Annotated in this window: 15 protein-coding genes; 11 read left to right on the forward strand and 4 right to left on the reverse strand. The window is 68.4% G+C overall.

The features are described from left to right. Positions 1 to 2,028 (reverse strand): glycoside hydrolase family 15 protein, encoded by a 2,028-nt coding sequence (locus tag AWC02_RS16040; RefSeq protein ID WP_085129768.1) that lies wholly within the window; start codon positions 2,026 to 2,028, stop codon positions 1 to 3. Between the two features lie 230 nt (positions 2,029 to 2,258). Here AWC02_RS16040 and AWC02_RS16045 point away from each other — a divergent pair, with 230 nt between their 5' ends. The 6 genes from AWC02_RS16045 (at position 2,259) to AWC02_RS16065 (ending at position 6,531) form a co-directional block, all read left to right on the forward strand. After that, on the forward strand, positions 2,259 to 2,456 hold the full coding sequence (locus AWC02_RS16045) for a hypothetical protein (protein WP_085129769.1): 198 nt from the start codon (positions 2,259 to 2,261) through the stop codon (positions 2,454 to 2,456). 117 nt (positions 2,457 to 2,573) lie between these two features. Beyond that, positions 2,574 to 2,672 (forward strand): Ms4533A family Cys-rich leader peptide, encoded by a 99-nt coding sequence (locus AWC02_RS23050; protein ID WP_419179280.1) that lies wholly within the window; start codon positions 2,574 to 2,576, stop codon positions 2,670 to 2,672. Between the two features lie 127 nt (positions 2,673 to 2,799). Beyond that, positions 2,800 to 3,831 (forward strand): sulfate ABC transporter substrate-binding protein, encoded by a 1,032-nt coding sequence (locus AWC02_RS16050; protein ID WP_085129714.1) that lies wholly within the window; start codon positions 2,800 to 2,802, stop codon positions 3,829 to 3,831. After that, a complete protein-coding gene (gene cysT / locus AWC02_RS16055; protein WP_085129715.1) occupies positions 3,828 to 4,679 on the forward strand; it encodes a sulfate ABC transporter permease subunit CysT in 852 nt (283 codons plus the stop codon). Before AWC02_RS16050 ends, cysT begins: the two co-directional genes overlap by 4 nt. Beyond that, on the forward strand, positions 4,676 to 5,491 hold the full coding sequence (gene cysW / locus AWC02_RS16060; protein ID WP_085129716.1) for a sulfate ABC transporter permease subunit CysW: 816 nt from the start codon (positions 4,676 to 4,678) through the stop codon (positions 5,489 to 5,491). Before cysT ends, cysW begins: the two co-directional genes overlap by 4 nt. After that, the gene (locus AWC02_RS16065; protein ID WP_085129717.1) at positions 5,488 to 6,531 is read left to right on the forward strand and encodes a sulfate/molybdate ABC transporter ATP-binding protein; all 1,044 of its coding nucleotides are present in this window, start codon (positions 5,488 to 5,490) and stop codon (positions 6,529 to 6,531) included. Before cysW ends, AWC02_RS16065 begins: the two co-directional genes overlap by 4 nt. A gap of 57 nt (positions 6,532 to 6,588) precedes the next feature. Here the strand turns inward: AWC02_RS16065 and AWC02_RS16070 are convergent, their stop codons facing one another. The 3 genes from AWC02_RS16070 to AWC02_RS16080 are packed head-to-tail and all read right to left on the reverse strand — an operon-like array spanning position 6,589 to position 9,709. Next, positions 6,589 to 7,329 (reverse strand): sirohydrochlorin chelatase, encoded by a 741-nt coding sequence (locus tag AWC02_RS16070; protein WP_085129718.1) that lies wholly within the window; start codon positions 7,327 to 7,329, stop codon positions 6,589 to 6,591. Beyond that, entirely contained in the window at positions 7,308 to 8,033 is a 726-nt protein-coding gene (locus AWC02_RS16075; RefSeq protein ID WP_085129719.1) for a phosphoadenylyl-sulfate reductase, read from the reverse strand. Before AWC02_RS16075 ends, AWC02_RS16070 begins: the two co-directional genes overlap by 22 nt. Further along, positions 8,030 to 9,709, reverse strand: a complete 1,680-nt coding sequence (locus tag AWC02_RS16080; protein WP_085129720.1) for a nitrite/sulfite reductase — start codon at positions 9,707 to 9,709, stop codon at positions 8,030 to 8,032. Before AWC02_RS16080 ends, AWC02_RS16075 begins: the two co-directional genes overlap by 4 nt. Before the next feature lie 402 nt (positions 9,710 to 10,111). Between AWC02_RS16080 and AWC02_RS16085 the strand changes: the two genes are divergently transcribed. The 5 genes from AWC02_RS16085 (at position 10,112) to AWC02_RS16105 (ending at position 14,039) form a co-directional block, all read left to right on the forward strand. After that, positions 10,112 to 10,651, forward strand: a complete 540-nt coding sequence (locus tag AWC02_RS16085) for a hypothetical protein (RefSeq protein WP_234806581.1) — start codon at positions 10,112 to 10,114, stop codon at positions 10,649 to 10,651. Beyond that, entirely contained in the window at positions 10,648 to 11,037 is a 390-nt protein-coding gene (locus tag AWC02_RS16090; RefSeq protein ID WP_085129721.1) for a transglycosylase family protein, read from the forward strand. Before AWC02_RS16085 ends, AWC02_RS16090 begins: the two co-directional genes overlap by 4 nt. Positions 11,038 to 11,078: 41 nt before the next feature. Next, the gene (gene hemW, locus AWC02_RS16095; protein ID WP_085129722.1) at positions 11,079 to 12,260 is read left to right on the forward strand and encodes a radical SAM family heme chaperone HemW; all 1,182 of its coding nucleotides are present in this window, start codon (positions 11,079 to 11,081) and stop codon (positions 12,258 to 12,260) included. Between the two features lie 93 nt (positions 12,261 to 12,353). Beyond that, a complete protein-coding gene (locus AWC02_RS16100; RefSeq protein WP_076050430.1) occupies positions 12,354 to 13,700 on the forward strand; it encodes a salicylate synthase in 1,347 nt (448 codons plus the stop codon). A gap of 69 nt (positions 13,701 to 13,769) precedes the next feature. After that, positions 13,770 to 14,039 carry a metal-sensitive transcriptional regulator gene (locus AWC02_RS16105; protein WP_076050431.1) on the forward strand — a complete coding sequence of 90 codons (270 nt, stop codon included), beginning with the start codon at positions 13,770 to 13,772 and terminating at the stop codon, positions 14,037 to 14,039.

Genomic DNA, 14,039 nt, shown 5'->3' on the forward strand with positions numbered 1-14,039 from the left:
TTACATCGGCGCGTTCGCGGGCTGGAAGCCTCCGGTGGAGTCGGCCTCCTCCTCGGCGCGGATCACGTGCACAACGGCGTTGATCAGCGCCAGGTGGGTGAAGGCCTGCGGGAAGTTGCCCAGGTGCCTGCCGGTGCGGGGCTCGATCTCCTCGGCGTAGAGGTGCAGCGGGCTGGCAAACGACAACAGCCGCTCGCACAGGTGCTTGGCGCGGCTGACCTCGCCGATCTCCACCAGCGCCGACACCAGCCAGAACGAGCAGATGGTGAAGGTGCCCTCGGCCCCGGACAGGCCGTCGTCGGTCTCCTCGGTCCGATACCGCAGCACCAGACCGTCTTCGGTGAGTTCCTCGGCGATCGCCATCACGGTGGCGCGCACCCGCGGGTCGTCGGCCGGCAGAAACCGGGTCAGCACCACCAGCAGCAGGGACGCGTCCAGCGCCGTGCTGCCGTATGTCTGGGTCAGCACACCCCGGGAATCCACCCCGTTGGCCAGTACATCGGCCTTGATCTCCTCGGCGATCGCCCGCCACTGCTTGGCATAGGACACCGCGCCCTGCAGTTCGGCCAGCTTCGACCCACGATCCAGCGCCACCCAGCACATCACCTTCGAGGAGGTGAAGTGCTGCGGTTCGCCCCGCACCTCCCAGATGCCCCGGTCGGGTTCGCGCCAATGCTTGATGGCTTCCTCCACCTGGCGTTTGAGCACCGGCCACAGGGTCTCGGGGATCTGCTCGCGAGACTTGGCGTGCAGGTAGACCGAGTCGAGCATGGTGCCCCAGATGTCGTGCTGTTGCTGGTTGTAGGCACCGTTTCCGATCCGCACCGGACGGGCGTTGTCGTAACCGGACAGGTGGTCCAGCTCCTCCTCGACCAGCTCGTGCTCCCCGCCGACGCCGTACATCACCTGCAACGGATGCTGCTGGCCGTTGTTGACACCGGACACATCGGCGATGAAGGAGAAGAAGTCGTCGGCTTCCCGGTCCAGGCCCAGCGTGTACAGGCCCCACAGGGTGAACGCCGAGTCCCGCACCCAGCTGTAGCGGTAGTCCCAATTTCGTTCGCCCTGAGGCGTTTCGGGCAGCGACGTCGTCGGCGCGGCCAGCAGGGCCCCGGTCGGGGAGTAGGTCAGGCCCTTGAGTGTGAGCGCACTGCGCTGCAGATAGGAACGCCAGGGGTGGTCGGGGAAGTTGCCGACGTTGATCCACTGGCGCCAGCACTCGGTGGTGTTCCACATCTTGTCGGCGGCTTCGGCGTAGCTCTGCGGTGCAGGGTGTTTCGACCAGCTCAAGGCGACGAACACGTCATCGCCCTCGGTCAGCCGGGTCCGGGCGCGGGCCTCGCGGCCCTCCAACCCCAGCCGCAGGTTCGTCGTCAGGCGCAGGGTGGGATGGGCGTCGGGATTCTGCCGGGCCCGCGCTATGGCCTCACCGTAGGCGTTCGACGAGTACTCCCAGGTGGCGCTGGTGCGGTGATAGTCGAACGCCGGCTCGCAGCTCATGGTCAGTTCGACGGTGCCGCTGACACAGCGCACCGTGCGCAGCAGGATGTGTTCTGCGTCCCAATCGGTGGGGGTCCGGCGGTGGGTCTGCGACCGGGCCTCGATGTCGTGCCACTTACCCATCACCAGCGCGTCCCGCACGATCAGCCAGCCGGTGTGGGTCTGCCAGGTGGTCTCCATGATCGGACTGCCGGGCAGGTAGCGCCGCGCCGCGGGCACCGACACCCCGTAGGGGCCGAGCCGAAAGTGCCCCGCGCTGCGGTCCAGCAGAGCGCCGAAGACGCTGGGGGAGTCCGGACGCGGCAGGCACATCCACTCCACCGAACCGGCCGCCGAGATCAGGCAGGTGTTCTCGCAGTCCGACAGGAAGGCGTAGTCCGCGATCGGCGGAAAAGGGTTGCGGACCTGGCTCTGTGACGCCGCATAGGGCACCGGTGCGGTGGCCGACAGGGGCGGCGTGGCCACCGTGCCGGCGGCCTCGGGAGCGGCGGGAGCGGGTGCATCGCCCGGCGGGGTGTGCAGGTCCATGCGGTCATCATCGCTGGCGGCCTGCCGCACGTCTACCCGGGCGGACCGGGGCCCGGGGCTGCGGTGATCCGCTTCGCCCGGCTTCGCCGCGCTCGCGATCACCGCGGTGCTGGTGGGCGGTGATCCGCTTCGCCCGGCTTCGCCGCGCTCGCGATCACCGCGGTGCTGATCGGCGGTGACCCGCTTCGCCCGGCTTCGCCGCGCTCGCGATCACCGCTAAGGTGGGCTGGGTGGTGGGCTTCCTGAGCTGGTGGGACGGCGTCGAGCTCTGGCTGTCCGGCCTGGGCTTCGTGGTCCAGACCGCCGTGGTGATGCCGGTGGTGTTGTTGTTGGCCTACGGTCTGGCGTCGCTGCTGGATGCGCTGTTGGGGGAGGGAATCCGGGTGCTCGAACGTGTCCGGCACGGTCGTGACGGCGGGACCCGCTGATGCCGCGCTCACAAGTGACCCTGGTGCTGGTCAGTCTCATCCTGCTGGTGATCGTCAGCTGGTTGCTGACCCGCTGACCAACTGGTGAGAAGCTGAGCCTCTGTTATGCTTCCCGGCATGTTCGCAGCGACCGGTGACCGGCGGCGCCAGGTTGTGGCGTTCCCGATGCTCGCCGTGATCACTTCCGCTGTGGCCGACCTGCACTGTTGTCGCTGACATCGCCACCCGTCGGCGCACGGTGTCGTCATTGCTGACGCACAAAAACTCCAGCGAATGCCTTTTCGCGATCCGACGGACAAGCACTTCTGCTGAGGTTCGTACGGATCGCCGAGAAAGGTCACCAATGCCCAGAACCATCGCGCGCAGTGCCGCATTGGCGCTGGCAGCCGCCTTGGCCTTCACCACGCTCACCGGCTGTGGCGGCGGTCCCAGCGACGTGGTCGGCGGCGGCGGGCGGTCGGAGGCCCACACCACCTTGACCCTGGTGGCCTACGCGGTCCCCGAGCCGGGCTGGAGCAAGGTGATTCCGGCCTTCTACGCCACCGAACAGGGGGCTGACGTCCAGGTCGTCACCTCCTACGGCGCATCGGGGGACCAGTCCCGCGGCGTGGTCAGCGGCAAACCCGCGGACCTGGTGAACTTCTCGGTGGAACCCGACATCACCCGGCTGGTCAAGGCCGGCAAAATCGCCGAGGACTGGAACGCCGACGTCACCAGGGGCATCCCGTTCGGGTCGGTGGTCACGCTGGTGGTGCGGCAGGGCAATCCCAAGCACATCAAGGACTGGGACGACCTGCTGCGCCCCGAGGTGGAGGTGATCAGCCCCAGTCCGCTGAGCTCGGGGTCGGCGAAGTGGAATCTGTTGGCCCCCTATGCGGTCAAAAGCGAAGGCGGCAAGAACCCGCAGGCCGGTCTGGACTTCGTCGATCAACTGGTCAGCAACCACGTCAAGCTGCGTCCCGGCTCAGGCCGCGAGGCCACCGACGTCTTCCTGCAGGGCAGCGGGGACGTGCTGATCAGCTACGAGAACGAGGCGATCGCCGTCGAGCGCAAGGGCAAGCCGGTGGAGCACGTCAACCCGCCGCAGACCTTCAAGATCGAGAATCCCCTGGCGGTGGTGAGTTCGAGCAGGCACCTGGAAGCCGCCACCGCGTTCAAGAACTTCCAGTACACCCCCGCCGCGCAACGCCTGTGGGCCGAAGCCGGCTTCCGCCCGGCCGACCCGAGCGTCGCCGCGGAGTTCAGCGGCTCGTTCCCGGCTCCCGACCAACTCTGGACCGTCGCCGACCTGGGCGGCTGGAGCGTTGTCGACAGTGCGCTGTTCGACAAGGAGAGCGGATCCATCACCAAGATCTACACCCAGGCCACCGGATGAGTGCGCCCGTGGTCGACGACGAGGCGTCGCCGCCGGCGACGCGGGGCTCCTCGGGGCTGCGGCGCGAGGCCGTCTCCCTGCGGGTGGGCGCCGCGGTGGTGTGGCTGTCACTGATCGTGCTGGCACCGCTGGCGGCCATCGCCTGGCAGTCCGCCGGCGGCGGCTGGCGGGCTTTCGAGCAGGCGGTGACCTCGCACGCCGCACTGGAGTCGTTCCGGGTGACGTTGACGATCGCGGCCGGCGTCACGGCCGTCAACGTGGTTTTCGGGCTCCTGATCGCCTGGATGCTGGTGCGGGACGACTTCATCGGCAAACGCTTCATCGACGTGCTCATCGACCTGCCGTTCGCGCTGCCGACCATTGTCGCCAGCCTGGTGATGCTGGCACTGTACGGTCCGGCCAGCCCGGTGAACCTGCACCTGCAGCACACCGCGGCCGGCGTCGGCCTGGCGCTGGCGTTCGTCACGCTGCCGTTCGTGGTGCGGTCCGTGCAGCCGGTGCTGTTGGAGATCGATCGCGAAGTCGAGGAGGCGGCCGCATCCCTGGGGGCCTCCGGGTTCACCATCTTCCGCGTGGTGGTGCTGCCCTCGCTGGCACCGGCGCTGCTGACCGGAGCGGGACTGGCGTTCTCGCGGGCGATCGGTGAATTCGGCTCGGTGGTGCTGATCGGCGGTGCGGTGCCCGGGAAGACCGAAGTGTCCTCGCAGTGGATCCGCACTCTGATCGAGAACGACGACCGGACCGGCGCGGCGGCCATCTCGTTGGTGCTGCTGGGGATCTCCTTCCTGGTGCTGCTCGCGCTGCGAGTGCTGGGAGCCCGGGTGACCAAGCGGCAGGAGCGGTCATGACGTCGTCGCCGAAAGTCCGGTACCTGATTCGCTTCGTCTCGCTGAGCTATATCGGCCTGCTGCTGATCGTCCCGGTGTCGTTGATCCTGTGGCGCAGCTTCGCCCCGGGTTTCGGACAGTTCTTCGCCTACATCTCGACTCCGGCCGCGATCTCGGCGCTGCAGCTGTCGCTGCTGGTGGTGGCGATCGTGGTTCCGCTGAACGTCATCTTCGGGATACCCACGGCGCTGGTCTTGGCCCGCAACAGGTTCCGGGGCAAGGGCGTGCTCCAGGCGGTGATCGATCTGCCGTTCGCCGTGTCGCCGGTGATCGTCGGCGTTGCGCTCGTCGTGCTGTGGGGATCGTCGGGGCTGCTGGGCTTCGTCGAGAACGACTGGGGCTTCAAGATCATCTTCGGTCTGCCCGGCATCGTGTTGGCCAGCATCTTCGTCACGCTGCCGTTTGTGATCCGGGAAGTCGAACCGGTGTTGCACGAGCTGGGCACCGACATGGAGGAGGCCGCGGCGACGCTGGGGTCCAGCGGGTGGCAGACGTTCTGGCGTATCACCCTGCCCTCCATCCGGTGGGGCCTGACCTACGGGATCGTGCTGACCGTCGCACGCACCCTCGGCGAGTACGGCGCGGTGCTGATCGTGTCGTCGAACCTGCCCGGCAAGTCCCAGACGCTCACGCTTCTGGTGTCCGACCGCTACAACCGCGGCGCCGAATACGGCGCCTACGCCCTGTCCACACTGCTGATGGCGGTGTCGGTGCTGGTGTTGATCGTTCAGGTGGTGCTCGACATGCGCCGGGCCGGAAAGGTGAGCAAATGAGCAACGCAATCACGGTGCAGGGGGCGAACAAGCGCTACGGCGACTTCGTGGCACTGGACAACGTCGACTTCGCGGTCCCGGCCGGTTCGCTCACGGCGCTGCTCGGCCCCAGCGGCTCGGGTAAGTCGACTCTGCTGCGGGCGATCGCCGGCCTGGACCACCCGGACAGCGGCACCATCACCATCAACGGCGCCGACGTCACCGGGGTCCCGCCGCAGCGCCGCGGTATCGGGTTCGTCTTTCAGCACTACGCGGCGTTCAAACACATGACGGTCCGCGACAATGTGGCGTTCGGGCTCAAGATTCGCAAGCGGCCCAAAGCCGAAGTCAAGGAGAAGGTGGACAACCTGCTGGAAGTGGTGGGGCTCAGCGGTTTCCAGAATCGCTATCCCAACCAGCTCTCCGGCGGTCAGCGTCAGCGGATGGCTCTGGCCAGGGCCCTGGCGGTGGACCCGCAGGTGCTGCTGCTCGACGAGCCGTTCGGCGCGCTGGACGCCAAGGTCCGCGAGGACCTGCGGGCGTGGCTGCGCCGCCTGCACGACGAGGTGCACGTCACGACCGTGTTGGTCACGCACGACCAGGCTGAGGCGCTGGACGTCGCGGACCGGATCGCCGTGCTGAACCAGGGGCGCATCGAGCAGCTCGGCAGTCCCACCGAGGTTTACGACGCCCCGGCGAACGCGTTCGTCATGTCGTTTCTGGGGGCGGTGTCCTCGCTCAACGGAGCCCTGGTCCGGCCGCACGACATTCGGGTCGGCCGTACTCCGGACATGGCGGTCCCGCCGGCGGGCGTCGACGGGACCGACGGAGTCGGGGTGGTGCGCGCCATCGTCGACCGTGTGGTGGTCCTGGGCTTCGAGGTTCGGGTGGAATTGACCAACGCGGCCACGAACATGCCGTTCACCGCGCAGATCACCCGGGGGGATGCCGAAGCGCTCGCGCTGGCCGAGGGAGACACCGTCTACGCGCGGGCCACCCGGGTACCCCCGCTCAGTGACGTGGCTACCGCCGACGCGGCTGTGGCGACAACCGGGAGCTGAGAATCCCCGGCGGAAACGCGGTATGCAACAGGCTTTTTCGCCCAGGCGCTCGCCGGATCAGGCGGCGCTGCGTGCGTTGAGCACACCTTCGACGCGGTCGAGGACGGTGGCGGCCACCAGGCGGTGCGCGCCCAGCGGCTCGGCCATCGGGATGCCGGCCCGGGCGGCATAGGCCGCGACCCGGTCGGTGATCTGGCCGTGGGCTAAGAACCACGGCGCGATCATCACCGTGGTGGCGCCACGCTCGCGCAGCCGTTCGACCGCTTCGGGCACCGACGGCTGCGGTCCGCTGGTGGCGAAGGCGACTTCGACTCCCGCCCACCGTGTTCCGCGAGCCAGCGGGTTAGCGATCGTGGCGGTTTGGGCGTTGGCCGTGGCATGCGAGGAGCCCACGGCGACCACCACCACACCCAGGCCGGGGTCGAACCGCGACGCGCCGGCGGCGGTCAGGCGTTGCCCGAGGACCTGGACCAGGCGGCTGTCCTCGCCCAGTGTGGGCGCAACCCGAACGGCGGCACCGGACTGCGCGATCATCGCCGGAATATCGACGCGGGCATGGTAGGCGCTGGCCAGCAGCAAGGGCACCACGACGGTGTCGGAACCCTCGGTGGGGCGCTCGCCCAGCACGTCCGGCAGCTTCGGGGAGTTGTGCTCGCAGAACGCCACCCGCACGGCGTATTCGGGCGCCACCCGCCGCAAGTGGCCGGCGATCGCATGGGTGTTGGCCGCCGAGCGCGGATCGCGGCTGCCGTGGGCGGTCAACACCAGCGTGGTGGTCACGAGACGTGCAGCCCGCATTCGGTTTTGGCCAGGCCGGCCCAGCGCCCGCTGCGCGGGTCGGCGCCGGCTTCGGGTTTCCTGGTGCACGGTGCACAGCCGATCGAGGGATAGCCCTCCTCGATCAACGGGTTGACCAGCACGTTGTTGGCCACGATGTAGGCGTCCATCTCCGCATCGGTCCACGCCGCCAGGGGGTTGACCTTCACCAGGCCGAACTGTTCGTCGAAACTGATCAACGGTGCGTTGGCGCGGGTCGGGGCCTCCACCCGGCGCAGCCCGGTCACCCACGCCGAGTAGCCGCGCAGGGTGCGAGCCAGCGGCTCGACCTTGCGCAGCCGGCAACACGTCGCCGGATCGGACGCGAACAGGTCTTTGCCGCGGGTGCTGTCCTGCTCGGCGACCGTCTGCTCCGGGGTGACATTGACCAGCGCGATGTCATGCACCGACTCCACCGCATCGCGGGTGCCGATGGTCTCGGCGAAGTGGTAGCCGGTGTCGAGGAACAGCACCGGCACACCGGTGCGGACCTTGGCCGCCAAGTCCACCAGCACGGCGTCGGCCATGTTCGACGCCACGACATAGTTGCAGTCGGCGGCCGAACCGCCGGGCCCGCCGAAGTGGGTATCGGTCCACTCCAGCAACTCCCGGGCCGAAGCGCCGTCGAGCTCGGCCGCACCCTTGGCGGCCAGCTCGCGCAGCTCCGCTTCGCTATGGGGCCTCACCGCAGATCATCTTCTTCCGCACGCACCGCCCACTGCGCGAACCGTTCGCCAGGGTTGCGCTGCTTGATGAAGTTGCGCACCACCCGCTCGATGTAGTCGCCCAGGTCGTCGCTGTAAACCTTGTGCTGGCGCAGCTTGCGCCCGAATCCGCTGTCGGCGCCCAGGCTGCCGCCGAGGTGCACCTGGAAGCCGGGGACCGAATTGCCGTTGCCGTCGTCGATCATCTGGCCCTTGAAGCCGATGTCGGCCACCTGGATGCGGGCACACGAGTTCGGGCATCCGTTGATGTTGACCGTGATCGGCACGTCCAGCACGGCGTTGAGGTCGTCGAGTCGCTGTTCGAGTTCGGGGACCAGGCTCTGGGCCCGCACCCGGGTCTCAACGAACGAGAGCTTGCAGAACTCCAGGCCGGTGCAGGCCATCAGGTTGCGCCGCCACGGCGACGGGTTGGCCGGCAGTCCCAGGGCATCCAGCTCCGCGACCAGGTCGTCGACCTTCTCGTCGGGAACGTCGAGGATGACCAGCTTCTGGTACGGCGTGAACCGGGCCCGGTCGGAACCGACCTGCTCCATCAATTCCGCAACCTTGAGCAGCGTGGCGCCGTTCACCCGGCCGGAGATCGGGGCCACCCCGATCGCGTTGAGGCCATTGCGCGTCTTCTGCACCCCGACGTGGTCGACGGTCGCGGTGTGCTGCGGCGTGGGCGGCCCGTCGATCAGCGGGCGCTTGAGGTACTCGGTCTCGAGGACTTCGCGGAACTTCTCGACTCCCCAGTCCTTGACCAGGAACTTCAGCCGCGCCTTGGAACGCAGCCGGCGGTAGCCGTAGTCACGGAACAGGCTGGTGACGCCCTCCCAGACATCGGGCACCTCGTCCAGCGGCACCCACGCGCCCAGGCGCTGAGCCAGCATCGGGTTGGTGGACAGGCCGCCGCCGACCCACAGGTCGAAACCGGGCCCATGCTCGGGGTGGTTGACGCCGATGAACGAGATGTCGTTGATCTCGTGGGCGACATCCGGCAGGCCCGAGACCGCGGTCTTGAACTTGCGCGGCAGGTTGGCGAACTCCGGGTTGCCGATGTAACGGCGGACGATCTCGTCGAGCGCGGGCGTGGCGTCGAGCACCTCGTCGAGCGATTCACCGGCCAGCGGCGACCCGAGCAGGCCACGCGGACAGTCGCCGCAGGCCTCGATGGTCTGCAGTCCGACCGCGTCCAGCCGGTCCCAGATCTCCGGGACCTTCTCGATCTCGATCCAGTGGTACTGCAGGTTGTTGCGGTCGGAGATGTCCGCGGTGTTGCGGGCGTAGTCGACCGAGATCTGGCCCAGCGTCCGCATCGCGGCGGCCGACAGCGCCTTGCCGTCGCAACGCACCCGAAGCATGAAGTACTTGGCCTCGAGCAGGTCGGCGTTCTCGTCGCCGGTGAAGGTGCCGTCATAGCCCTGCTCACGCTGGGTGTAGAGGCCCATCCAGCGGAAGCGCCCCCGCAGGTCGTCCTTGGTGATGGAGTCGAACCCCTGCTTGGAGTACACATCGATGATCCGGGCCTGTACGTTCAGCGCCGGGTCTTCCTGCTTGAACTGCTCGTTGTGGTTGACCGGTTCGGTCTCGCCGAGCGCCCACTGGGCCTCACTGCGCTTGGGCCGGCTCGGTGGAGCAGTCGGAGTGGCGGTCATCGATTCTCCTTAAAAGGGGAGCCGGCGGGATCGAGCGCGGTCTGCCGGCAACTGTCTCCGGCGGCGCAGATCCGACGGCCAGCTGGCAAAAACAGGTGGGGCGGTTCTACGACATCAAGGCAGACAGCGACAGCTGCATACACGCTTGAGATCGATATGCCGCCGAGCCACCAAGGCAACCCCGGACGAGGTGCAGTAGGCGGCGGTCACACGGGCGATTATGCCATGGATGCCAAAAATCTTCCTTACCGGCGCAAAGTTGTGATCGTCGTGAGCAAAACTCATTTGGGGCCCGATGCTGAGGCGGTGGGGCGGGGAGCGGGTCGGAACGGTTCGGGGGTGAGGAAACTCCGGGGCCGGGCCACCGCAGCGGGACAGCCGATCGGAAGGCGGGTGGGACAGGTGAGTGTCGACTTCGGATGGGAACCGGCGTGGGATCCACCGCCGGCCGCCGACCCGCCGTCGCGTACGAGCGGCCGGGCTCAGCTGCGCCGCTGGCTGGCCGTGGCGACATTGGCGGCCACCGTCGGGTGCGGCGGATGGCTGGCCGTCCAGCATTACCAAACTCACCTCGCCGGTGAACAGGCATTGGCGGCAGCCGAAGCATATGTGTTGCGGCTCAGCAGTTTCGACGCCGACAACATCGATCGCAACTTCGCCGACATCACCGATGGCTCGACCGGTCAGTTCCAGACCATGCACACCCGCTCCAGCGTGCGGTTGCGCCAGCAACTGATCGACAATCAGGCGACGGCGCGCGGCCACGTCGCCGAGGCAGTGCTGAAGTCCGCCGACCGCACCCACGCCGTCGTGGTGTTGTTGGTCGACCAGGCCGTGCGCAACGCCGACAACCCCGAACCCGTGCTCGACCACACCCGGATCCGGATGACCCTGGACAAGGTCGACGGTCGCTGGCTGGCCAGCAGGGTGGAGTTGGTATGAGGAAGTTCACAGCGCTTGCGGCCGGTGTGCTGGTGGCAGGCGCGGCCGAATTGTCCGGTGCGGCCAGCGCCGACCCCATTGACTGGGAGGCCATCGCGCTGTGCGAGTCCGGCGGGAACTGGTCGGCCGCCACCGGCGCCGGTTACGGCGGGCTGCAGATCAGTGCGGCGGATTGGGACGCCAACGGTGTGGGACTGCCCTCGCAGGCCACCCGGCAACAGCAGATCGTCGTCGCCAAGCGCATCATGGCCGCCCGGGGTCCCGGGGCATGGGCGGGATGTGTGTCGCGCGGAAGTACTGCGGCGGGCGCGCCGGTCGGCTCGCTGACCCACTATGTGACGACGCTCTACGCAGACACCCCTGGGACCGGCGCGCCGACCGACTGACTGACGGCACCGTCCCGCACTCCATGGGATGATCGGGCCCCATGACACCGACCCCGACTGCCGTAGAGCTGCCCGAGGTGGCGACGGCCCGACGCGGCGACGATGGCCCGTTCGGGGTGTATGTGCACGTGCCGTTCTGTTTCTCGCGGTGCGGCTACTGCGACTTCAACACCTACACCCCGGCGGAGCTCGGCGGCGCGAACCCGGATGCCTGGGTGACGGCGTTGGACAAGGAGCTGGAACTGGCCGCTGCCCGGCTGGGCACGCCGGCTGTCGACACGGTGTTCGTCGGAGGCGGAACGCCGTCGCTGCTGGGCGGGGTCCGGTTGGCGCGCGTGCTCGATCGCGTCCGCGCACACTTCAGGCTGGCCGACGGCGCCGAGGTCACCACCGAGGCGAATCCGGAGTCGACGTCGCCGGAGTTCTTCGAGACGATTCTGGCCGCCGGCTACACCCGGGTGTCGTTGGGCATGCAATCGGTGTCGCCGTTTGTGTTGGCCACCCTGGACCGTATTCATTTGCCGGGTCGGCCGGTGGCGGCCGCACGGGAGGCCCGCGCCGCGGGGTTCGAGCACCTCAACATGGACCTGATCTACGGCACCCCCGGCGAGACCGATGACGACCTGCTGCGTTCGGTGGACGCCGCGCTCGAGGCCGGCGTTGATCACGTGTCGGCCTACAGCCTGATTGTGGAAGACGGCACCGCGCTGGCACGTCGGGTGCGAAGTGGAGAGCTGCCCGCCCCCGAGGGCGACGTGGCGGCGCACCGCTACGAGCTGGTCGACCGGCAGCTGCGGGCGGCCGGCATGGACTGGTACGAGGTGTCCAACTGGAGCCGGCCCGGCGCGGCCTGCCGGCACAACCTGGGTTACTGGAACGGCGGCCGATGGTGGGGCGCGGGCCCGGGCGCGCACAGTTACGACGGCGCGCTGCGCTGGTGGAACGTCAAACACCCCAACACCTACGCGCAACTGCTGGAGCGCAACACGCTGCCGGTGGCCGGCTTCGAGGAGCTCTCCGACACCGACCGGCACACCGAGGATGTGATGCTGCGACTGCGGATGCGTGAGGGGCTGGCGCTGGCGGTTCTGGATGAGAGCGAGCGCGAGCGCGCCGCAACCGCGGTCCGCGACGGACTGCTGAACGACGACGGTCAGCGGCTGGTGCTGACCGACCGCGGTCGGCTCCTGGCCGATGCGGTGGTGCGTTCCCTGCTGGGCTAGCGGGGGCCTCGACCAGCGGCAAAAGCCCTGCTCACCGACGGATCGGTGGGGTGGGGTGCGCATCTCGTGGTAGGTAAGGCTACATTTACTAACGTGTCCGAGGTCGGTGTCGAAACAGTCGTCAAAGCTGCGTCGTCGGTGCCGTTGCCGCCGGGCATCGAGCCGGCCGAGCTGGCGGCCGCGCTGGCCGCGGAACTGCCGGAACGCGACGGTCAGGACTACCTGCTCTATGAGCGGGCCGGAAGCTGGACCCTGGCCGCCGGGGTGCGTGCGGCCGTCGAACTGGACAGCGACGAGCTGCGCACGGTGCGCGACGGGGTGGTACGTCGCGAACACTGGCGGGGTCGGCCCGCCGCGGTTCTCGGCGAGGCAGTGGACCGGTTGCTGCTCGAGGCGGCTGAGGTATTCGGCTGGGTGGCTTTCGAATTCGGCACCTACCGCTTCGGGCTGCAGGATCGGCTGGCGCCGGGGACCGCGCTGGCGCGAGTGTTCTGGCCGCAGACCCGCATCGTGATCACCGCTGAGCAGGTCGAGATGTTCGGCCCCACCGACCACGCGGTCGAGGTGGTGGAGCGGCTGTTGGCCGACGGGATTCCCGCGCTGGCCGAGCCGTCACCGATAGTGGTCGACGCCGACGGTGCCGACTACCGCGGCCGGGTGGCGAACGCGGTCGAGGAGATTCGCGCCGGCGGCTACCGCAAGGTGATCCTGTCCCGCTGCGTCGACGTGCCGTTCGCACTCGACTTCCCCTCGACCTACCGATTGGGCCGGCGGCACAACACTCCGGCGCGCTCATTCTTGTTGCGGCTGGGCGGGATCCGGGCGCTCGGGTACAGCCCGGAGCTGGTGGCTCAGGTGCGCGGCGATGGTGTGGTGGTCACCGAGCCCCTGGCCGGGACACGGGCACGTACCGGGAATCCCGCGATCGACGCAGCGGTGCGAGCCGAGCTGGAATCCGACGCCAAAGAGATCGTGGAGCACGCGATCTCGGTCCGCACCTCGGTGGACGAGGTCACTGAGATCGCCGAGCCCGCCACAACCGTCGTCGCCGACTTCATGACCGTTCGGGAGCGGGGGAGCGTTCAGCATCTGGGGTCGACGGTGCGGGGTCGCCTGGATCCTGCCCGCGATCGGATGGATGCTCTCGAAGCGCTGTTCCCGGCGGTGACCGCGTCGGGGATTCCCAAATCGGCGGGAATCGACGCCATCCTGCGGCTCGACGAGTGCCCACGCGGTCTGTACTCCGGTGCGGTGGTGACGTTCTCGGCCGACGGCGGCCTCGATGCCGCGCTGACCCTGCGGGCCGCCTACGACGACGGTACGCGCTGCTGGTTGCGGGCCGGAGCGGGTGTCATTGCCGAGTCGCGGCCGGAGCGGGAATTCGAGGAGACCTGCGAGAAGCTGGCCACCCTGGCGCCGTATCTGATCGCCGACCGCTGAGACCGCCGCATCACACGCGGAGTGCTATACCCTAGAGGGTATAGAAGGCGGCTCGGGGAAGGACCTCACGTGCTCGATGACGAAGACAGCGTCAAGTCGGTGTTGAACCGGCTGCGCCGGGCCCACGGCCAGCTCGCCGGAGTGATCGCGATGATCGAAGCCGGCCGCGACTGCAAGGACGTGGTGACCCAGCTTGCCGCGGTCTCGCGGGCGCTGGACCGGGCGGGCTTCAAAATCGTCGCGAGCGGGCTTCGCGAATGCCTGGCCGGTGAATCCGCCAGCGGCAGACCGCCGATCTCCGAAGAGGAGCTCGAGAAGCTGTTCCTCGCCCTGGCCTAG

The organism is Mycolicibacter engbaekii, from assembly GCF_002101585.1.
Taxonomy (GTDB): domain Bacteria; phylum Actinomycetota; class Actinomycetes; order Mycobacteriales; family Mycobacteriaceae; genus Mycobacterium; species Mycobacterium engbaekii.

Coding starts and splice junctions, on each gene's coding strand:
- AWC02_RS16040 (WP_085129768.1), bottom strand. CDS start 2,028: ATGGACCTGCACACCCCGCCGGGCGATGCACCCGCTCCCGCCGCTCCC.
- AWC02_RS23050 (WP_419179280.1), top strand. CDS start 2,574: ATGTTCGCAGCGACCGGTGACCGGCGGCGCCAGGTTGTGGCGTTCCCG.
- AWC02_RS16050 (WP_085129714.1), top strand. CDS start 2,800: ATGCCCAGAACCATCGCGCGCAGTGCCGCATTGGCGCTGGCAGCCGCC.
- cysT (WP_085129715.1), top strand. CDS start 3,828: ATGAGTGCGCCCGTGGTCGACGACGAGGCGTCGCCGCCGGCGACGCGG.
- cysW (WP_085129716.1), top strand. CDS start 4,676: ATGACGTCGTCGCCGAAAGTCCGGTACCTGATTCGCTTCGTCTCGCTG.
- AWC02_RS16065 (WP_085129717.1), top strand. CDS start 5,488: ATGAGCAACGCAATCACGGTGCAGGGGGCGAACAAGCGCTACGGCGAC.
- AWC02_RS16070 (WP_085129718.1), bottom strand. CDS start 7,329: ATGCGGGCTGCACGTCTCGTGACCACCACGCTGGTGTTGACCGCCCAC.
- AWC02_RS16080 (WP_085129720.1), bottom strand. CDS start 9,709: ATGACCGCCACTCCGACTGCTCCACCGAGCCGGCCCAAGCGCAGTGAG.
- AWC02_RS16090 (WP_085129721.1), top strand. CDS start 10,648: ATGAGGAAGTTCACAGCGCTTGCGGCCGGTGTGCTGGTGGCAGGCGCG.
- hemW (WP_085129722.1), top strand. CDS start 11,079: ATGACACCGACCCCGACTGCCGTAGAGCTGCCCGAGGTGGCGACGGCC.